Origin of the sequence: Aliiroseovarius salicola (genome assembly GCF_027891095.1) — a bacterium.
GTDB lineage: Bacteria > Pseudomonadota > Alphaproteobacteria > Rhodobacterales > Rhodobacteraceae > Aliiroseovarius > Aliiroseovarius salicola.
Genome location: NZ_JAQIIO010000005.1, coordinates 1 through 18,848, shown reverse-complemented (window position 1 = coordinate 18,848; position 18,848 = coordinate 1). Strand labels below are relative to the sequence as shown.

The window sequence follows — 18,848 nt, the reverse complement described above, 5'->3', positions numbered from 1 at the left end:
CCGGAGCGAACAGGACGGGCCATATCTAGGGAGGGATAGATGTCGGAAGCATCTATGCAATCAAACATCAAGGAAAGCCGGGTCAACAAGCCGCTTTTCCTGATTTCGGGAGGCTTCATTGCAGCCTTCTGTATCGCCGCACTCGTCAATCTTGACGCGCTGTCGGCTGCCGTGGACTGGGGCTTTAACGTCTCGGCCACCTATTTTGGACTTTACTGGCAGGTGCTGCTTCTTGCGACCTTCCTGATCGGCCTTCTGCTTTGCGTCCTGCCGGGCGGCAAAGCGATCATGGGCAATCTTGCTGCGCCAGAGTTCACCGTGTTCCAGTGGGGCTCGATGATCATGTGTACCCTGCTCGCGGGTGGTGGTGTGTTCTGGGCGGCCGGTGAGCCGATTGCCCACTTCCTTTACTCGCCGCCGCTTTATGGTGCCGAGGGGGGGACGGCCGCTGCTGTGGACCCGGCCATTGCGCAAAGCTTTATGCATTGGGGTTTTCTGGCATGGGCCATTCTTGGCTCGCTGACCACGGTGATGTTGATGCACTACCACTATGAAAAAGGTCTGCCGCTGGCCCCGCGTACGCTCCTGTACCCGGTGTTTGGCGACAAGGCGATCCATGGTCCGATTGGCCTGATTGCGGACGCGTCCTCAATCATTGCCGTTGTGGCAGGCACCGTGGGACCGATTGGTTTCCTTGGTCTGCAAGTGAGCTATGGTCTGTCTGATCTCTTCGGCATCCCGGATGTTTTTGCCACGCAATTTGTGGTGATTGGTGGTCTGGTGGCGATCTACACCATCTCGGCCATGACCGGTCTGTCGCGCGGCATTCAGCTTCTGTCGAAAGTGAACGTGATCCTTGCCGCAGCCCTTCTGGTGTTTGTGTTGCTGGCCGGTCCGACCGGGTTCATCTTTGGCTCGTTCTTCTCGGGCTTCGGCACCTATGTTGGCAACTTCTTCCAAATGGCGCTGTATCGCGGAGATGCTGGTATCTTCGGCGAACCGGGCTGGCTTGGTTGGTGGACCGTGTTCTTCTGGGGCTGGTTCATGGGCTATGGTCCGTTGATGGCGATGTTCATTGCGCGCGTATCGCGTGGCCGTTCGATCCGCTCGATCATTATCATGCTGTCGATTGTGGCGCCGATCGTGACCAACTTCTGGTTCACCATCATCGGCGGCACTGGCATCTCGATGGAACTGGCCGAACAGGGCGCGATCTCAACTGCCTTTGAAGGGTTCAATCTGCCCGCGGCTTTGCTGGCGATCACCAACAACCTGCCGATGGGCTTTTTGATCTCGCTGATGTTCCTGATCCTGACCACGATCTTCGTGGCAACGACCGGTGACTCGATGAGCTATGTGATCTCGGCCACCATGAGTGATGGTGATCACCCTCCTGCCGCCGTGCGTGTGTTCTGGGGCGTGGCCATGGGGATCATGGCCGTGATCCTAATCTCGGTGGGGTCTGGCGGTGTATCCAAGCTGCAAAGCTTTATCGTGGTGACCGCAGTTCCAGTGTCGCTGATCTTGCTGCCCTCGCTGTGGGATGCCCTGCGCATCACCCTGGCCAAAGGCCGCGAAAGCTAATTGGTGTTGGGCGTCATCAGGCGCCCAACCATCCCCTCGCGTCTTCGGGCTCTGTTCGCTGCAACTCGCCTTGCTGCCCGAAATGCGCTACCGTCCTGACTGCAAAGGCCAAGAGTATGACTGATATTCCACGCCGCGACCCTAACTTGGTGATGCGCCTCGCGCGTCTGGGGTCCATCCACCAATCGCGCCTGTCGTTCATGCGCGTCCTGACCCGCCGTCTGGCCCGCGAAGGCTGGCGTTTTGAACAGACCGCGTTCGCCGTGAATGATGCGGGCGAGGGCCATGCGGTCTATACTGCTTATGGCCCAGAACGCGCCTATTCGCTGATCGCTTATGCCCATGACCTGCCGCCCGAGAAACGCTCGGACCGGGTGATTGCAGATGCGTGGGATGCAACCTTTACCCTGTTTGATGGCGTCCCGACTGCAGATGATATCGAACGCCTGTCACACAATATTCCGGTGCAGGAAGCGGGCCGGGTGTCCGGGACCGAATTGTCTGTGTCGCGTGCCAACCGTTCGGTGCGGCTTTGGGAGCATGTGGTGTCAAACCTTGCTGAAGGCCGCCAGCCGGATGTCGAACAGATCGACGCCGTTGGTTATTTGATGCGCACCACTGCCGTGTATGGTTCGGGCAAACTGGGGGCGGCGGATCGCGAAATGATCGCGGACCGCCCCGAATTCACCGCGCCTTTCCAGGTAGAGATGCTCTCGGTCTATCTGACTCGCTGGTTTGTTTTGGATCTGGTGCAGCATATGGCCAATCGCCGTGCTGCTGCCAATGGTGCCGAGGCCGCCACCCTGTCGCCGGATCTTGCCCGTTCGATGGGCATCGGCAACTCTACCGGTCTCGGGATGGCGCCGTTCCTGCTGAATCACCCGGTGCTCTTTAATAACTGGGTCGCCGCGCGTGAAAATGCCATTCAGGCGGTGCGCAGCCTGGATGCGGCCAGCGCTGAGGATATTGTCCTGTTCCGCACCTTGGTGGAGCGCAGCAAACTGTCGATTGCCGCGTGGCGATCAGAACATCCGATCCAAATCGAGAAACTGGCGGGTCTGCGAGCGGACGTGACCAAACTTGATACTTATCTCGCGCAAAATGACCTGAAGGGTGCTGCCCCTTGGGACAGGCTTTATCAGTGGGCCGAAGAGGCTTTGACGTTGGAAGGGCAGGAGTGGATCGCCTCGCTGATCCTTGAGCCTTACGGAGCGCTGGTGGATCAGTTCGCCGAGGAGATGGCTGCCGACAACACCGCCACTTTCCGCATTGCAGGTGCAATGAGTGTTGGCGATTTGCGTGGGTTGCTGAATGATATCTATGCTTGGGCAATTGGTATCGATTGGCAGGCATCGGAAAACCGCGCGCGTGCATGGTATGTGTCGGAAGAAAAGCTCGAACCCCGTCTGGGTGAGCGGTTCGAAGAGCCGATTGAAGAATATGAGCAACCTCTGGCCCCGGGGCGGGATGCTGCGCAGCTTTACAACGCGCTGGCCCATTGGCCGGATGAGGCCCAGGTCGCCGAGTTCTTGCTGCGCCATCCGGAACATCGCCATGTGTTGCGCCGGGCGCAGATCGTTGGTCGCGCACCCTATGCCGAGATCCGAGACAACACAATTTCAGATCAGGTGCTGCCGATTGACATGTTGCGCTGCAAATTGGCCTTTTTCGGAGCCACGCAGTTTGACCCCCGATCAGATCGTTGGGTTCGGATCTGCATGTATGGCAACGCACCGCTCCCCAAGGAATTGACTACGGAAAATGCTGACTTCTGGGTGTTCCCGGATGCTGAGACTGTGCTTGAGGAGGGGGTGGCATGAGCCATTCATTGAACGAAATAGAAGCCATGAGCAAACGTGCTGGCCGTGGGGCAGGCCTGTCTTGGGGATTGGCAGAAGAAGCGGCCAAAGGGACGCGTTGGCTGTCATCCTTCGGTTTTCCCGGCACCGAAATGTTGGCCGAACTCCTGATGCTAAATGACCGGATCCCGTCGATTGATGTATCGCCTGTGTCGTTGCGTGCTGAGGTCTGGCATGCACCTGCCCGACGGATGAGTCCGCTGATAGCGGGGGCCTCACTGAGCGATTGCGCGGTGCGTCTACTGGAGCGAGGGTCGATCACCATGGAGAATGTGAGCCTCCCACTTCTGGCGGTGCCCTTCATGGGTGGCGCTGCGCTGCGCCTTGGTGTGGCGGTGGCTGCTGAATGGGACGGGGCGCGTGTCGCCACCGACGGCAAACAGCTTTGTGTGCAGGGTGATCCTGAAGCGCTGGAAGCCAAACATGCGGATCGTCTGGTGTTTTTTGCCCCGGCCGAGATGACCGGTCGTCGCGAGCCGGTGATGCGTGCGGATGTTTCCGCTGACAGCTGGGAACAGCTGGGTGGATTTTCCCACCGCACGTTTGCTCCAGCCACCGAAGAAAGTCGTCTGCGCGGCGCGGGGGCCGGACTAAGCGACAACGATTAAAAAACGACATGGTGGGGCAGGGTGCCTTTCTGTCCCATCAGAGCTATCCAAAATAAAGAACAAGAAAGAATGACATGACCGCCACAGAAACCCTTTCTCTTGCTGAAATCGAAGATCTGGCCTTCAAGGCCCTGGTTAAGGCCGGCACCTCAGAGGTGAACGCCCGACCATTGGCCGTCGCAACTGCGATGACCGAAGCGGACGGGGTGGCCTCGCATGGGTTGGCCTATATCCCGATCTACGCTCAACATGTGGAATGTGGAAAAGTGGATGGTCAGGCTTCTCCTGTTGTGGCGCAACCGCGCCCGTCGGTTGTGACCGTGGATGCCGCAACCGGTTTTGCGCATAGTGCCATTGACCTTGGCTTTGAAAAGCTGATCCCGCTGGCAAAAGAGATGGGCGTGGCGGTTCTGGCCGTGAACAATTCGTATAATTGTGGCGTTCTGGGTGTGCATACTCAACGATTGGCTCAGGCTGGGCTGATGGGCATCGGCTTTACCAACGCGCCTGCTTCGATTGCACCGTCAGGTGGGGCGAAGCCGGTTGTTGGGACCAACCCGTTCTCTATCTCAGCTCCGGATGCTGAGGGCAATGCGGCGCTTTTGATCGACCAATCCGCCAGCACAATCGCCAAAAGTGAAGTGATGAAACATGCCCGTGAAGGCAAACCTGTACCGGAAGGTTGGGTTCTTGATGCGGATGGTCAGTCGACGACAGACCCCGAGGCTGGCCTGAAGGGGTCAATGGTGCCGTCAGGCGGCTATAAAGGCGTGGGTATTGCCCTGACGGTTGAACTGATGGCAGCGGCCATGGCTGGTGCCACACTTGGTTCTGTCGCGAGCCCCTTCTCGGGCACTGCTGGTGGTCCCCCAAAAACCGGCCAATTCTTTATTGCGATCGACCCCGAAGCCACATCGGGTGGCCTGTTCCAGGAAAAGCTGGCTGATCTCATTTCGTCTTTCCGTGATCAGGATGGCGCCCGTCTTCCCGGCGATGGCCGTGCTGCCGCCCGTAGCCGCGCCGCCACGCAGGGTGTGGCGGTGAACGCCGCGCTTTTGGAAAAAGTTCGCGCCCTCGTCTGACAATCTGGCCTTCCTCGAGGTGGCTGTGAGGCTGCTTGGGGAAGGCACCAAAACGCCATTGTAAAACTGAGCGACCCTGAATGTGTGGCCCAACAATTGGGGCCAGAGTGATATCAGGAAAACGAGCTACCTACGGGTGTTGTGGGCTGGAGAGGCAGAAGCCGAATTACAACGACTGAAGGCGCGTCGTCTTGAGCGGTTTCGACGCTGATAGACCTGCACCTTCGGCTGATCAGCAAAAGTGCTGCCTCTCACCTGCTCGGAAAAACGCAAATATATTGTCGGTGAGATGATTGAAGAAATCGCCGAACGACATGCCCTCGCCCTGCTATTCCATGGGTTCTGATGCGTCATACCATTGACCATCGACCACAGTAGGTCGAACCCACAGTTCCTGATACTAAAACGGCTCAAGCTACAGGGAATGCACAGCCTCCTGCAGACGGTGTGTTCCATCGAATGTGATAGAGAATTTTCCCGGAACGACAAAAGCGCTCCGAGATGGAGCGCTTTGTCGTTTATGACCAATCCCTTATCTGGGATTTGGCTCCGGCGGTAGGGATCGGAGTGAATTTTACCATGTATAGCTGGCGCGTTGAAAACAAGTGGTTTTTCAAGCCAGTGAAGGTGTCCGTGTTGTGGTTTGTGCAACCTGTGTGTGATCCTCCATTTCCTAACTATAGGGGCGGACCACTTCAGTGGGGAGGATCACACAGTTTTGTTAAGCGAGGATGGAGACCGTACTCAAATCCCGTGACAGCCGTATTATGCCTGACTGCATTCCGCTCCCCGGTTCGAGTATTAGCGGAGGAATTCCGGCCAGAACCGCAGGAACGTTGGTTGCGGCCCGGAGCGCGGTCTCGATCGGCAGCCCCACCTTTTTGACGACCGTTCGAACCGCTTTCGTTAGATCTAGGTCGGCGCCTGCCAGTGTCCCATCCGGCAAAGTTAAAACGCCGTCACCACGCCGGATACATCGCCCCCCCAGTGTGAACTCTGTGCAATCCGTTCCTGCGACGGCCATAGCATCGCTCACGAGAAAGATTTGCCCGGGACCAGTCTTTGCCTGCCAAGCTGCGCGCATCGTTTCAGGATGAACATGCACCGCATCAGCGATCAGCCCTGAGGAAACGTTCCCATAGGCGAGCGTAGCGCCAACAAGCCCGGGCTCACGGTTCCCAAGCTGGCTCATTGCATTGAAGAGATGCGTGACGCAGCGTGCGCCAGCTTCGAAATAATTAAGGCAAGTGTCGTACCCGGCATTTGTGTGACCAAGAGACACAAGTACCCCGGCTGCTGAAAGCACTCTGACGTGCTCTTCTGAAACGTTTTCCGGTGCGATGGTGACCTTCAATACGGGCAAATCCTCGGCTGCGGCCAAAAGAGTATCAAGATCGTCCGGCTCCATTGGTCGAATGAGGGAAGGGTCGTGCGCTCCCTTGCGTTCAGTCGACAGATGCGGCCCCTCAAGGTGCAGACCTGCGATCCCTGGCACACCGACGCTGATGGCATCTGTTACGGCGGCGATAGCGGCCTGGGTCTTTTCTGCTGTATCAGTGATCAGTGTCGGCAAGAACGCCCGGACACCAAGGCGTCGATGCGCAGATGACATCCTGCGAAGAGTTCCAATCGACGGATCGTCATTGAACATGACACCGTCGCCGCCATTGACCTGTAGATCAACGAAGCCAGGGCTGAGGATATCTCCGTCCAGATCGATCTCTTCTCCGTCTCTGGGTACTTCCGTATCAGGTCCAAACGCTGTCAGGTGGCCGTCCTGGAACCGCATTGCAAAACCATCCCGCAGGGTTGTTCCATCGAAGATACGGCCATTCCGGAATATAAGCGCGCGCCGTGTCATACCGTTTCTGTCACTTTTTTCAGGTGGCGCGGCGCGTCCGGGTTGATCCCACGCGCCGCGGCCACGGTTTCGACCATGCCATAGAAAGACACAATTGCGGCAATCGGATCGGTGATCCAGTGATCGGTGCGCACATGTGGCAGCGGGTCGGCCTCGCGCACTTTGGTGGTGGTCGCAAAAACATGCGCCCCTTTGGCCGCCATCGCATCCGCCACTTCAGCCACGCTGTCTTCCGCGGCATCCCCTGCGGTGAAGGCGATGACCGGGAAGCCCTGTTCTACAATCGACACCGGCCCGTGCAGCACTTCGGCGCTGGAATAGCTTTCCGCGTGGATCTGGCAGGTTTCTTTAAACTTCAATGCAGCCTCGTTCGAGATCGCCCAGGATGGTCCGCGTCCAAGGGTGAACAGGGATTGGCCGGTGATCGCTTCGGCGGCCTCGGACCAGTCGCAGCGGGTGGCCTTATCCAGCGCGTCGGGTAGGGCGTGGATCGCAGACAGCAGTTCCGTATCACCCTTGAGCTCGGCCAGCAGCCACACGCCTGCCACCAGCGAAGTGACAAAGGTCTTGGTGGCCGCCACGCTCAGTTCCGGCCCCGCATGAATCGGCAATGTGGCAGCGGTGGTGTCCGCCAGCGGCGAAGTCGCGTCATTGGTGATCGCCACGGTAAAGGCGCCCGATTCCGCAAAGGCTTCGGTTAGCCGCACGATGTCCGGGCTCTGACCCGATTGCGACACCGAGATGCACAGTGCACCATCCGCGCGCACATCCGCGCCGTAGATCGAGCTGATCGACGGGCCAACAGAGGCCATTGGCAGCCCCAAAAGTAGTTCGGAGGCATATTTCAGGTAAGTTGCAGCATGATCCGACGATCCACGCGCAACCGACAGAAGGAAGGGCAGGTTGCGATCCTTCAACGCTTCTTTTGTCGAGGTAATAGCGCTGGCGCCCTGTGTCAGCAGGCGGTCAACCGCTTGAGGGATTTCGTTGATTTCGGCACGCATCCGCGTTTCTGTCTGGGTCATTCTGGCAGCCTTTTCAGTGCGTTCTGGTGGGTGATCAGGAAACGATCGGCTTAGTTCGAGAGGCGAAGCTCCGCCACGAAGTCATAGGCGTCGCCGCGATAGATCGATCGGGTGAGTTCCGCGACACGCCCGCTGGCGAGATAGGACACCCGTTGGATCTTCAGCCCGGCGGTGCCTTCCGCAACGCCCAGAAGCTCGGCTTCTGGCGGGTCGAGGTTGATGGCCGAGATTTTCTGAACTGCACGTACCGGACGGTGCCCGCTTTTTTCAAGGATTTCGTAAAGCGAGGTGGTCACCTCCAGTGGATTGGGCAGGATGTCCAGCGGAAGGGCGGCACGTTCCAGCGCCATAGGGTGCCCGTCTGCCTCGCGCAGACGGTGGATCCGGGCCACGCTGTCACCAGCGGCCAGCCCCAGCGTCAGCACCTCTTCAGGAGAGGGCAGGAAAATGCCGCGTTCCAGCCATTTTGACGTGGTCTGAAGCCCGCGCCGCTGCATGTCTTCGGTGAAAGAGGTGAGGTGAGACAGGGATTGCTCCACCCGTTCGACCTGTTCCCGTACAAAAGATCCGGAGCCTTGGCGTTGTTCTACCGATCCGCTCTTGACTAGTTCCTGAATGGCCTTGCGCACGGTGACGCGGGACAGGTCGGTGATTTCGGCAATCTCGCGTTCCGGCGGCAGGGAGCTACCCGGTGGCAACAGGCCAGACCCGATCCCCTCTTCGAGGCGGCGACGCAGTTGCACATAACGCGGGCCAGAGCTTTGGCCCAGCCAGCCATCGGGGTGCAGAAATTCAGCAACGGACATGTTTGTCTCCCCTTGTGTTTTCCTCTGCCAGTTCGGTGGCAAAGCACCTGGCCAGCAGGATGGCCCCGTCAAGCGGTGTGCCCTCGGGATCGTGCAGGGTCGCCTGCATCGGGGCTGGCAGATAAGGCGCATAACAGGGGCCGATGCCACCTGTCAGGCACAACCTTGTCCCTTCGGTCCAGCCAATTTTGGTCAGGGTAGCGGCGATCTGGTCAGCCGCGTCTTGCAAGATCCCGGTCGACAGCGCGCATCCTTCTGCGGAATGGCGCGTCACCAATGGGGCGTAGCGCCCGAAATCGGCGGGCGACGCGGTGCCGGCAAAACGCACGATGCCAGCGGACCCCTTCAGTTCGTTCAGGATGTGATTGGACAAGGGAGAAGGTCGCGCCAGCTCATCCACAACATCAAGGCTGCGTGCGAGGGCCTTGCGCCCGACCCATTGTGCCGAAGCCATATCGCCCAGCACCGGCCCCCAACCACCGATAAAGCGCATTTGTCCCTGATCCTGAGCGGCGATAAATGACCCGGTGCCGCAATGGGCCACCATTCCATCATTTTCGCCGAGGACGCCGCATAGCGCAGCCGGGCGGTCATCTTCGATTCGGATGTGTCTGAAGGGTAGGGCGTCGGCCAGTTGGGCGGCGCTTTCCAGGCCGGTGATGCCAGCAAGTCCAAAATAGGCGGGTAGGGCAGAAATCTCTTCCTGCTCCAATCCGGAGATTCGCGACAACTCCTCAATTCCACGAAGTATTTCCCGCGTGGCGGCAGAGAAGTTGGACGTCACATTGGCGGATCCGGTTTCAAGGATGTGGATCTGCCCGACGTTGTCGCAGAGCGCCAGTCGGCAACGTGTTCCGCCGCCATCTACGGCTAGAAAGGGGAGGGGGGTGTGAAGCGTCATGATAATACCTATATAATACCTATTCTGAAAATAAAAGACCAAATTAGATTATCAGGGCGAAAAGCTATGGCTAAACACCCAAAATTAAACCAAATATTGCCAATAAAAATAAATGGTAGACAAATGGTATCTAATAGGTATGATTTGAGGTGTTCCGAATTTAAATCGCTCATCTGGCGGGATCGGAAACACATTTGGGGGACCGCGCGTTAAGTGCGTTGATGAACAAGATGGCTGTTGAACCGGTAAAAACCACAGAAGAGCTGCACGACAAGGCCAGTGGTCTTGATCGTCTGCCGGCCGAGATGGTTGCAGCCGTTCTTGCGGAGGGCCAGCACCAAGCTGCCCTCGCCGTGCAGCAGAGCATCACACCGATTGCAGAAGCATCCCACGCCATGGCGGATACGATCCGGACCGGAGGGGCACTCTATTATGTCGCCGCCGGGTCGTCCGGGTTGATGGCGGCCGCCGATGCGATGGAGCTAGGTGGCACGTTTTCTATCCCGGCCTCGCAGATCCGTATCCTGATGGCTGGTGGCATTCCCACCACGCCGGAGATGCCCGGTGACACGGAAGATGACAGTGATGCGCTGGATCATACCCTGTCGGGACTGACCGGACGGGACACCGTGATCACAGTATCGGCCAGCGGCACCACACCTTATACACTGGCGGCGGCGCAAATCGCCAAGGCCAGAGGCGCCACCCTGATCGGCATCGCCAACAATAAAGGCGCTCCGCTTCTGCTTCAGAGCGATTACGCCATTTGTCTGCCTACTCCGGCGGAAGTGCTCTCTGGTTCGACCCGTATGGGCGCAGGCACAGCGCAGAAGATTGCCCTGAACATGCTGTCGACACTGATGGCGGTGGATCTGGGCCATGTGTATGACGGAATGATGGTCAACCTGCGGGCTGACAACGCCAAACTGCGCAGCCGCGCCGCCGGGATTGTGGCACGCATTGCCCAGGTTGACGAGGCGGCGGCCCATGAGGCGCTGAGCCAGACCGACGGACACACGAAATTGGCTGTTTTGGTGGCGCTTGGCGCCAGTCCGAAGCAGGCGGAGGACATACTCAAGGAGACGGGCGGGCATCTCCGCCCGGCCATGTCGGCCCTGTGGCCGTAACACATCGAAAATCACAACGAGAACACTGCGATAAAATTGGGAGGAAACAATGAAAAGCAAGTTAATGACCCTGGCACTGGCGAGCTCCGCCATGGTGGCCACAAGTGCAATGGCGCAAGACGTGACCATCACGATCGAAAGCTGGCGCAATGATGACCTGGTCCTGTGGCAGGACAAGATCATTCCCGCCTTTGAAGCCAAGCACTCCGGTATCAAGGTGAAATTCACCCCCTCAGCCCCTGCGGAATATAATGCGGTTTTGAACTCGAAGCTGGATGCCGGTTCCGCTGGCGACCTGATCACCTGTCGCCCGTTTGACGCCTCTCTGGCGCTGTATGACGCCGGTCACCTGACCGCCCTCGACGATCTGGAAGCCATGAGCAACTTCTCGGACGTGGCGAAATCTGCCTGGCAGACCGATGATGGGTCGGCAAGCTTCTGTGTGCCAATGGCCTCGGTGATCCACGGATTCATTTATAATAAAGAAGCCTTCGAGGAAGTTGGCGTTGAAGTGCCGACCACCGAAGCTGAATTCTTTGCGGCACTCGAAGCCTTCAAGGCAGATGGCAACTATATCCCGATGTCGATGGGCACCAACGACCAATGGGAAGCGGCCACGATGGGGTACAACAACATCGGTCCGAACTACTGGAAAGGTGAAGAGGGCCGTCTGGCGCTGATCGCCGGCGAGCAGAAACTGACCGACGCGCAATGGGTTGCCCCCTATGCCACGCTGGCCAAATGGGGTGCCTATCTGGGAGACGGTTACGAAGCCCAAACCTATCCTGACAGCCAGAACCTGTTCACGCTGGGGCGCGCCGCAATCTATCCGGCCGGCAGCTGGGAAATCACCGGGTTCAATGCGCAGGCTGATTTTGAAATGGGCGCTTTCAAGCCGCCAGTCCAGAACGCTGGCGACACCTGTTATATCTCGGATCACACCGACATTGGCATCGGTATGAACGCCAAAACCGATAACCCTGAAGCGGCTAAGATTTTCCTGGCATGGGTGGCTTCACCCGAATTTGCCGAGATCTTCGGCAACGCCTTGCCGGGCTTCTTCCCGCTGTCAAACACTCCGGTTGAGCTCACCGATCCGCTCGCGAAGGAGATCGTTGGCTGGCGTGGCGAGTGCGAAAGCACCATCCGGTCCACCTATCAGATCCTGTCGCGTGGCACTCCGAACCTTGAAAACGATACCTGGGGCGCATCGGTGGCCGCGATCAAAGGCACGTCTTCCCCGGAAGAACTGGGTGCGAAACTGCAGGAAGGCCTCGCCTCTTGGTATGAGCCGCAGATGTAACAGCTGAACGAGGCGGCCGGGTGCCTTCATCTGGCCGTCGCCCTCGTATTAAGGTCTGATGCCTCCGGCGGGGATATTTAATGACCAAAGATAGGGGCGCGCTGCTGTCCCCAATCACCGCCACCGCGCCTACGGATAGAATAACCGACCTGCCAACTTTGGTCCGGAAATATCCCCGCCGGAGGCACAATATCCGCAGAGAAGATCGGGAGAGCGCCAGTGTTCACCTTTTATCAACCAATATCCGCCACATTCGGACCTGCGGTACAGGCAGGGATGCCGATGGCCGTGACCGAAGATGGCACTCTGCCCCTTAGGACGGGGGCGGAGTGTGATCCCGGAGATTTCAGCCATGTCTGATCAGAGCACCTCAACCAACCGCAGCCCGATCCGCTGGCACATCCTTGTATTCCTTGCACCTGCCGTGCTGGTCTACACCGCCATCATGATCTTTCCGCTCTTTAATACACTGCGCCTTGCGCTTTACAGTGAGGTGGAGCAGACGCGAATTTTCGTCGGGCTGGAGAATTTCCGCACCCTGTTTTTTGACCCGATCTGGTCCAAGCAGTTCTGGAACGCACTGGGCAACAACTTCTGGTTCTTCATTGTGCATATGCTGGTGCAAAATCCGATCGGCGTTGCGCTGGCCGCGATCCTGAGCCACCCGCGGCTGCGCTTTGCCGCGCTTTACCGCTCGGCCATATTCATTCCCACGATCCTCAGCTTTGTGATTGTCGGTTTTGCCTGGAAACTGATCCTGTCGCCAATCTGGGGCATTGCGCCGGGGATGCTGGATGCTGTTGGGTTGAAATCACTGTTTGCGCCGTGGTTGGGCAAAGAAGAATACGCGCTGACCACGCTGGCGCTGATTTCCGTGTGGCAATTCGTGGGCATCCCGATGATGCTGATCTATGCCGCGCTTCTGACCATTCCGGAAGAAATTCTGGAAGCGGGCGAGATTGATGGGATCACCGGTTCTGCGGCCTTCTGGAAAATCAAACTGCCGCTGATCCTGCCCTCGATCGGGATCATCTCGATCCTGACATTTGTCGGCAACTTCAACGCGTTCGACCTGATCTACGCTGCGCAAGGCGCGCTGGCGGGGCCGGACTTCTCGACCGATATTCTGGGCACCTTCATGTACCGCACCTTCTTCGGCTTCCAACTGCAGCTTGGCGATCCGCATATGGGCTCGGCCATTGCTGGCGCGATGTTCGGGATCATCCTGATCGGTGTCTGTCTCTATCTCTTCGGCATCCAGACCCGGATGCGCCGGTATCAGCTGTAAGGAGGCGATCATGAACAAGGCACGTCAAAATCCGCTCAATGCCGCTGCAATGCATGGTGCGCTGATCCTCTATACGCTGATTGCGCTGTTTCCGGTCTTTGTGATCCTGATCAACAGTTTCAAGACCCGTAAGAAGATCTTTCGCGAACCTCTGGCCATGCCGGATAGCGAAAGCTTCTCGATGGTCGGGTACGAGACGGTGATGAAGCAGGGGGATTTCTTTCTATACTTCCAGAACTCGATGATCGTGACCGTGGCCACGCTGTTTTTTGTCCTGCTCTTTGGGGCGATGGCGGCATATGCGCTCAGTGAATATCGCTTCAAGGGCAATATGATCATGGGGCTTTACCTGGCGCTCGGGATCATGATCCCGATCCGCATCGGCACGGTGGCGATCCTTGAACTGATGGTGTCGACCGGTCTGGTCAACACGCTTTGGGCGCTCATTCTTGTCTATACGGCGCAGGGCCTTCCGCTGGCTGTGTTTATCCTGTCCGAATTTATGAAGCAGGTCAGTGATGACCTGAAAGATGCCGGACGGATTGACGGGCTGTCGGAATACACGATCTTCTTCAAGCTGGTGCTGCCGCTGGTGCGCCCCTCAATGGCGACGGTTGCGGTTTTTAACATGATCCCGATCTGGAATGACCTCTGGTTCCCGCTGATCCTTGCGCCCGCCGAAGAAACCAAAACGCTCACTTTGGGCAGCCAGGTCTTTATCGGCCAGTTCGTGACCGACTGGAACGCGGTCTTGTCCGCCCTGTCGATGGCGATCCTGCCGGTCTTGATCCTCTATGTGATCTTCTCACGTCAACTCATTCGCGGCATCACCTCAGGAGCGGTAAAATGATCCGGGTTCTGATTGCAGGTCTGGGTAATATGGGGGCAAGCCATGCGCTTGCACACCATAACCACGACGGTGCTGAGATCGTCGCCCTTGTAAACCGCTCGGGCCGTGTCGATCTGCCGGATCTGGCCGGCTATCCTGTCTTTACCGATTTCCACGCAGCGCTTGCGGACACCAGGCCGGATCTGGTGGTGATTGCCACCTATTCCGACAGCCACGCCGATTTCGCCGTGGCGGCGATGGAAGCAGGCGCGCATGTGTTTGTGGAAAAACCACTGGCGACCACGATTGCGGATGCCAAACGCGTGGTCGACACGGCTACGCGCCTGAACCGCAAACTGGTGGTGGGCTATATCCTGCGCCACCATCCAAGCTGGGTGCGGCTCATCGAAGAAGCGCGCGCACTAGGCGGGCCTTATGTGTTCCGTATGAACCTTAATCAGCAATCCAAAGGCGCAGAGTGGGAGACCCACAAAGCCCTGATGCAGACCACCGCGCCAATTGTTGATTGCGGCGTGCATTACGTGGATGTCTGGTGCCAGATCACCGATGCCGCCCCCGTGCAAGTGAATGGTATGGGACTGCGCCTGTCGGATGAAATTGCACCTGACATGTATAATTACGGCCAGTTTCAGGTTACGTTCGAGGACGGGTCGGTCGGCTGGTACGAAGCAGGCTGGGGTCCGATGATGTCGGAAACCGCGTTTTTTGTGAAAGACGTGATTTCCCCTGCGGGATCTGTGTCGATCACCGAGACCGACAAATCCGACAGTTCCAATGTGGACAGCCACACTGCGGTGGGAGGATTGCTTGTCCACCGTCCCGAAGGTGATCAGATGATCGCCCTGCCGGACGAACCCGGCCATCAGGCGCTATGTGATGCCGAACAAGCCTACATGCTTGAGGCCATTCAAGAAAATCTCGACCTGACCCGTCACATGCAGGATGCGGTGCGGTCCCTTGCCATTTGCCTTGCTGCGGACGAAAGCGTGCGTACCGGCCAACCCGTCAGCCTTGAAGAGGAAACATCATGACCGCTCTTTCCCTGAAAAAAGTGAACAAATCTTTCGGTTCGGTGCATGTGTTGAAAGACATTGATATCGAAGTTGAAGAAGGTGAATTTGTTGTGTTTGTCGGCCCCTCGGGTTGCGGTAAATCCACCCTCTTGCGGGTGATTGCCGGGCTGGAAGATGCCAGCTCTGGTGAGATCCACATCGGTGATGATCTTGTCAATCTGACCCCGCCCTCAAAGCGCGGCATTGCAATGGTGTTCCAAAGCTATGCGCTTTATCCACACCTGAATGTGCGCGGTAATATGACCTTGGCGCTGAAACAGGAAAAGCAGCCGAAAGAGGTGATTGACGAGCGGGTGGAAGAGGCCAGTCGGATGTTGGATCTAGCCCCATATCTTGACCGGTTCCCCTCGGAGTTGTCCGGCGGTCAGCGCCAGCGGGTTGCCATTGGCCGCGCCATTGTGCGCCAACCGAAACTCTTCCTGTTTGATGAACCACTCTCAAACCTCGACGCAGCCCTTCGCATGAACACGCGGCTTGAGATTGCCCATCTTCACGAACAGCTTGGTGCCTCGATAATCTACGTGACCCATGACCAGACCGAAGCAATGACGCTGGCGGACAAGATAGTGGTGTTGCGCGACGGGCGAGTGGAACAGATCGGCAGCCCGATGGAACTGTACAACAACCCTGCCAACCAGTTTGTCGCCGGGTTCCTTGGCTCACCCGCGATGAATTTCCTGCCGGCAAGTTTGCTGAATGAAGGCGACGACCGCACGATGGGCGTGCGTCCTGAAGACCTGTTTCTGGACGACGACGGAGTGATTGCAGCGCGGGTCAATCATGTCGAAAAACTCGGTGGCGATACCAACGTAATTGCCAAGGTAAGCGATTTTCAGATCACCGCGCGACTGTTTGGACAGCAAGCGGTGGAGCCGGGTCAGAAATTGCGACTCGGCTTCAATCCACAAAGAGTTTACCATTTCAATCGCGAAGGCGCGCGCATGGACTAAGCAAACAATGCGCAAGACAGCAGCTTGTGGGCGCAGCAAGGCTCACAAGTCAGAAAAACATGCACTACAAGCGCGAAGGCTTTCTGCGCAAGCAATAGCCGCAGTTGCTCAAGGCCGCTTTGTCCTTTGTGGATGGCGTCTGCTTTGCAAGGAAAAAATGCTCTAATTGCGGCGCAGGTCAGTACAGTCCTGTGTCCGGCCTTTGATCGCGGCGTCGGTGTGTGCCGCTGGCCTTGATGGGTTCCGTAAACCTGCTCCCAATCGGCGACGCGAACCTGTGAGTTCAGGACAAAGCACGGGATTTCAGGTTTTCGGATGACCGCACGTGCCATCATGACATTCGTCTTGCAATTCGGTTTTGTCTTGCTCCTTTTATGCTGCCGCTTGGTGGTAGTACGTTTCTTTGGTGAGGATCGCGCAGATGATCCTCGCTGCCTTGTTCGCCATAGCAATGGTTGCGTGACGAACGGGTTTTCGTTCCAGAAGCTGCATGATCCAGGGGTGTACGTGCTCTGGATATCCACGGGCACGCTGAACTTGAGAGGTCATGCCAATCACAAGCAATCGTCGGAGATAGCGATCGCCTTTCTTGCTGATCCGCCCCAAACGCTCTTTGCCACCGCTCGATCTGTTCAGCGGTGTCAGCCCTAGCCAGGCGGCAAACTCGCGTCCGTTCTTGAACTGCTTGACGTCGCCGATAGTAGCTACAATGGCCGAGGCAGTGATGGGTTCAACGCCGGGGATTGTTCTTATGCGCTTGGCGCGCTCATCGATCCGGGAATGATATTCGACCAGTTTGTCATAAAAGGTCACCCGGTCATCGAGAGCAACAACCTGATCGCAGAGCGTTTTGAGCATGCTCTTCACCACGTCAGGCATGTCCAGGCAGTCATCCGTCTGGAACGTCTTAATGAAGCGCATCGCGGCAACCGGTCCGTTCCCGATCACATGACCAAACTCACGAAGAAGACCGCGGATCACGTTCAGCATCTGGGTTTTCTGGCGGACGATAAGCTGGCGCACCCGGTGGATGGTTAGCAGGGCCTATTGTTCTTTCGACTTCACAGCAACAAACCGCATGGTCGGTCGTGTGACGGCCTCGCACATTGCCTCCGCATCGACAGCGTCTGTCTTTCCGCGCTTCACGTACGGCTTGACGTAGACCGCTGGCATTAGCCGCACATCATGACCGATCGTAGTTAATTCCCGCGCCCAATGATGGGCTGAGCCGCAAGCCTCAATGCCGGCCAAACAATTCGGCAGCGTTTCGAAGAACTTGAGCAACTGTCTACGCCGGATCGATCGATTGAAGACAACTGTGCCGTCAGCGGCGATACTGCGAACTTGGAGAGGGTCCTTACCAAGATCCAATCCTATTGTCGTAACTTCCATGGTGGAGCTCCATTCCTAGCTGATGAAAACATCTACACTATGCCGCAATGCGCGACGGTAGGTGCAGACGCCATCCACTCCATCCGCGCACCGGTCGTCCAAGGGAGTCTATACTGTGCACTCGCAGCGAACGTCCGAATTGACGATCCGCAGCACGGCATCATGATCCTCGCCCAAGGTCCGGTTTGGGCCGTCCTTGAAGACGGCCCGGCTGTTTTGATTTCGATAGCTTCGGCGATTGCCAGGCATTCTCGAGCTCAACGCCGAGATATCGGACTGTGCTGTCCATCTTCGTGTGGCCTAGCAGGAGCGGGACAGCGCGCAAGTTGCCTGTCTTTTTGTAAATCTGCGTGACCATGGTGCGCCGCATCGAATGGGTGCCGTAGGCGTTGTCGTCCAACCCGATGGATTTTACCCAGTCACGCACGATCCGAGCGTATTGACGCGTCGAGATGTGCAACCGCTCATAGAACCGCCCTGGCCAGAGATATTCCGATCCAACCATTAATGGGTCATCCATCCACTTCTCGACCGAAGCTCGAGTTCCTTCGGATATTTCAAACCGCACAGGCTTCTGTGTTTTGCTTTGCAAGACAGATGCCCGCTCTTTGATCTGACCAGACGCCATAACATCGACAACCTTCATTTTCACCAGATCGCACCCGCGCAGCTTGCTGTCTATTGCCATATTGAAAAGTGCAGGGTCACGGTGGTTCTCAGCAAGTTCGAGACGAACGCGAATTGCCCAAACATGCTTAGGTTTCAGGGGGCGTTTCTGGCCCACGATGCGACCCTTGTTCCAGGCAGGGCGCAGAGTTCGAATGGCAGGTAAGTTTGGTGTTTCCATGACTGATCCTCCGATCCGCCATGCCCTTCCCAAGCGACAATCCGGCGTTGACAATCATAAAATATCACAGGGTGCCGCAATGCATTTGAGGTCCGGTTGGAGCCCATTTTGACCAATGCTGCAATGGTACGAAGGTCTGCTTGGGGTAATCATAGTGTGTCGGGTTACCCGCAATACTAACCCTGTTATGAAAAAGTATGGAGGCATGGCCTTCTCGTCCTATTAACCAATTTTAAAACTACGATCACAGTCATCCAGGTTCGGCAAGATAGCCAGATTGAGCGGTTACCCG

15 protein-coding genes and 2 pseudogenes are annotated in these 18,848 nt (G+C 57.3%); 11 read left to right on the top strand and 6 right to left on the bottom strand.

The window, feature by feature from the left end; translation table 11 throughout:
- Positions 1-39 precede the first annotated feature (39 nt).
- The 4 genes from O2N63_RS10540 (at position 40) to O2N63_RS10525 (ending at position 5,133) form a co-directional block, all read left to right on the top strand.
- Complete coding sequence (locus tag O2N63_RS10540; RefSeq protein WP_271054232.1) at positions 40-1,584, top strand: BCCT family transporter; 1,545 nt, start codon at positions 40-42, stop codon at positions 1,582-1,584.
- Between the two features lie 116 nt (positions 1,585-1,700).
- Positions 1,701-3,404 (top strand): hypothetical protein, encoded by a 1,704-nt coding sequence (locus O2N63_RS10535; protein WP_271054231.1) that lies wholly within the window; start codon positions 1,701-1,703, stop codon positions 3,402-3,404.
- The gene (locus O2N63_RS10530; protein WP_271054230.1) at positions 3,401-4,051 is read left to right on the top strand and encodes a DUF3726 domain-containing protein; all 651 of its coding nucleotides are present in this window, start codon (positions 3,401-3,403) and stop codon (positions 4,049-4,051) included. Before O2N63_RS10535 ends, O2N63_RS10530 begins: the two co-directional genes overlap by 4 nt.
- Before the next feature lie 74 nt (positions 4,052-4,125).
- Complete coding sequence (locus O2N63_RS10525) at positions 4,126-5,133, top strand: Ldh family oxidoreductase (protein WP_271054229.1); 1,008 nt, start codon at positions 4,126-4,128, stop codon at positions 5,131-5,133.
- Between the two features lie 721 nt (positions 5,134-5,854).
- On the opposite strand, the gene nagA is transcribed toward O2N63_RS10525, so the two are convergent.
- The 4 genes from nagA to O2N63_RS10505 are packed head-to-tail and all read right to left on the bottom strand — an operon-like array spanning position 5,855 to position 9,726.
- A complete protein-coding gene (gene nagA, locus O2N63_RS10520) occupies positions 5,855-6,994 on the bottom strand; it encodes an N-acetylglucosamine-6-phosphate deacetylase (protein WP_271054228.1) in 1,140 nt (379 codons plus the stop codon).
- The gene (locus O2N63_RS10515) at positions 6,991-8,019 is read right to left on the bottom strand and encodes an SIS domain-containing protein (protein ID WP_271054227.1); all 1,029 of its coding nucleotides are present in this window, start codon (positions 8,017-8,019) and stop codon (positions 6,991-6,993) included. Before O2N63_RS10515 ends, nagA begins: the two co-directional genes overlap by 4 nt.
- A 50-nt stretch (positions 8,020-8,069) precedes the next feature.
- Positions 8,070-8,825, bottom strand: a complete 756-nt coding sequence (locus O2N63_RS10510) for a GntR family transcriptional regulator (protein WP_271054226.1) — start codon at positions 8,823-8,825, stop codon at positions 8,070-8,072.
- Positions 8,812-9,726 (bottom strand): BadF/BadG/BcrA/BcrD ATPase family protein, encoded by a 915-nt coding sequence (locus O2N63_RS10505; protein WP_271054225.1) that lies wholly within the window; start codon positions 9,724-9,726, stop codon positions 8,812-8,814. Before O2N63_RS10505 ends, O2N63_RS10510 begins: the two co-directional genes overlap by 14 nt.
- A 221-nt stretch (positions 9,727-9,947) precedes the next feature.
- On the opposite strand from O2N63_RS10505, the gene O2N63_RS10500 reads away from it, so the two are divergent.
- The 7 genes from O2N63_RS10500 (at position 9,948) to O2N63_RS10470 (ending at position 16,317) form a co-directional block, all read left to right on the top strand.
- Complete coding sequence (locus tag O2N63_RS10500; RefSeq protein ID WP_271054224.1) at positions 9,948-10,853, top strand: N-acetylmuramic acid 6-phosphate etherase; 906 nt, start codon at positions 9,948-9,950, stop codon at positions 10,851-10,853.
- Between the two features lie 49 nt (positions 10,854-10,902).
- Complete coding sequence (locus O2N63_RS10495) at positions 10,903-12,156, top strand: ABC transporter substrate-binding protein (RefSeq protein WP_271054223.1); 1,254 nt, start codon at positions 10,903-10,905, stop codon at positions 12,154-12,156.
- Between the two features lie 219 nt (positions 12,157-12,375).
- Complete coding sequence (locus O2N63_RS10490; protein WP_271054222.1) at positions 12,376-12,516, top strand: hypothetical protein; 141 nt, start codon at positions 12,376-12,378, stop codon at positions 12,514-12,516.
- Positions 12,509-13,444 carry a carbohydrate ABC transporter permease gene (locus O2N63_RS10485; RefSeq protein ID WP_271054221.1) on the top strand — a complete coding sequence of 312 codons (936 nt, stop codon included), beginning with the start codon at positions 12,509-12,511 and terminating at the stop codon, positions 13,442-13,444. Before O2N63_RS10490 ends, O2N63_RS10485 begins: the two co-directional genes overlap by 8 nt.
- 10 nt (positions 13,445-13,454) lie before the next feature.
- Positions 13,455-14,294 carry a carbohydrate ABC transporter permease gene (locus O2N63_RS10480; protein ID WP_271054220.1) on the top strand — a complete coding sequence of 280 codons (840 nt, stop codon included), beginning with the start codon at positions 13,455-13,457 and terminating at the stop codon, positions 14,292-14,294.
- On the top strand, positions 14,291-15,325 hold the full coding sequence (locus O2N63_RS10475; protein WP_271054219.1) for a Gfo/Idh/MocA family protein: 1,035 nt from the start codon (positions 14,291-14,293) through the stop codon (positions 15,323-15,325). The genes O2N63_RS10480 and O2N63_RS10475 overlap by 4 nt, the downstream gene beginning before the upstream one ends.
- The gene (locus O2N63_RS10470) at positions 15,322-16,317 is read left to right on the top strand and encodes an ABC transporter ATP-binding protein (protein WP_271054218.1); all 996 of its coding nucleotides are present in this window, start codon (positions 15,322-15,324) and stop codon (positions 16,315-16,317) included. Before O2N63_RS10475 ends, O2N63_RS10470 begins: the two co-directional genes overlap by 4 nt.
- A gap of 372 nt (positions 16,318-16,689) precedes the next feature.
- On the opposite strand, the pseudogene O2N63_RS10465 reads toward O2N63_RS10470, so the two are convergent.
- Positions 16,690-17,709 (bottom strand): annotated as a pseudogene (locus O2N63_RS10465) (IS110 family RNA-guided transposase).
- 218 nt (positions 17,710-17,927) lie between these two features.
- Positions 17,928-18,556, bottom strand: a pseudogene (locus O2N63_RS10460) (tyrosine-type recombinase/integrase); the annotation flags it as partial.
- Positions 18,557-18,848: the final 292 nt, after the last annotated feature.

Excerpts from the sequence above, each read along its gene's own strand:
- O2N63_RS10525 (WP_271054229.1), top strand. The coding sequence starts at position 4,126 with ATGACCGCCACAGAAACCCTTTCTCTTGCTGAAATCGAAGATCTGGCC.
- O2N63_RS10470 (WP_271054218.1), top strand. The coding sequence starts at position 15,322 with ATGACCGCTCTTTCCCTGAAAAAAGTGAACAAATCTTTCGGTTCGGTG.
- O2N63_RS10485 (WP_271054221.1), top strand. The coding sequence starts at position 12,509 with ATGTCTGATCAGAGCACCTCAACCAACCGCAGCCCGATCCGCTGGCAC.
- O2N63_RS10515 (WP_271054227.1), bottom strand. The coding sequence starts at position 8,019 with ATGACCCAGACAGAAACGCGGATGCGTGCCGAAATCAACGAAATCCCT.
- O2N63_RS10530 (WP_271054230.1), top strand. The coding sequence starts at position 3,401 with ATGAGCCATTCATTGAACGAAATAGAAGCCATGAGCAAACGTGCTGGC.
- O2N63_RS10495 (WP_271054223.1), top strand. The coding sequence starts at position 10,903 with ATGAAAAGCAAGTTAATGACCCTGGCACTGGCGAGCTCCGCCATGGTG.
- O2N63_RS10510 (WP_271054226.1), bottom strand. The coding sequence starts at position 8,825 with ATGTCCGTTGCTGAATTTCTGCACCCCGATGGCTGGCTGGGCCAAAGC.
- nagA (WP_271054228.1), bottom strand. The coding sequence starts at position 6,994 with ATGACACGGCGCGCGCTTATATTCCGGAATGGCCGTATCTTCGATGGA.
- O2N63_RS10500 (WP_271054224.1), top strand. The coding sequence starts at position 9,948 with ATGAACAAGATGGCTGTTGAACCGGTAAAAACCACAGAAGAGCTGCAC.
- O2N63_RS10475 (WP_271054219.1), top strand. The coding sequence starts at position 14,291 with ATGATCCGGGTTCTGATTGCAGGTCTGGGTAATATGGGGGCAAGCCAT.
- O2N63_RS10480 (WP_271054220.1), top strand. The coding sequence starts at position 13,455 with ATGAACAAGGCACGTCAAAATCCGCTCAATGCCGCTGCAATGCATGGT.
- O2N63_RS10535 (WP_271054231.1), top strand. The coding sequence starts at position 1,701 with ATGACTGATATTCCACGCCGCGACCCTAACTTGGTGATGCGCCTCGCG.
- O2N63_RS10505 (WP_271054225.1), bottom strand. The coding sequence starts at position 9,726 with ATGACGCTTCACACCCCCCTCCCCTTTCTAGCCGTAGATGGCGGCGGA.
- O2N63_RS10540 (WP_271054232.1), top strand. The coding sequence starts at position 40 with ATGTCGGAAGCATCTATGCAATCAAACATCAAGGAAAGCCGGGTCAAC.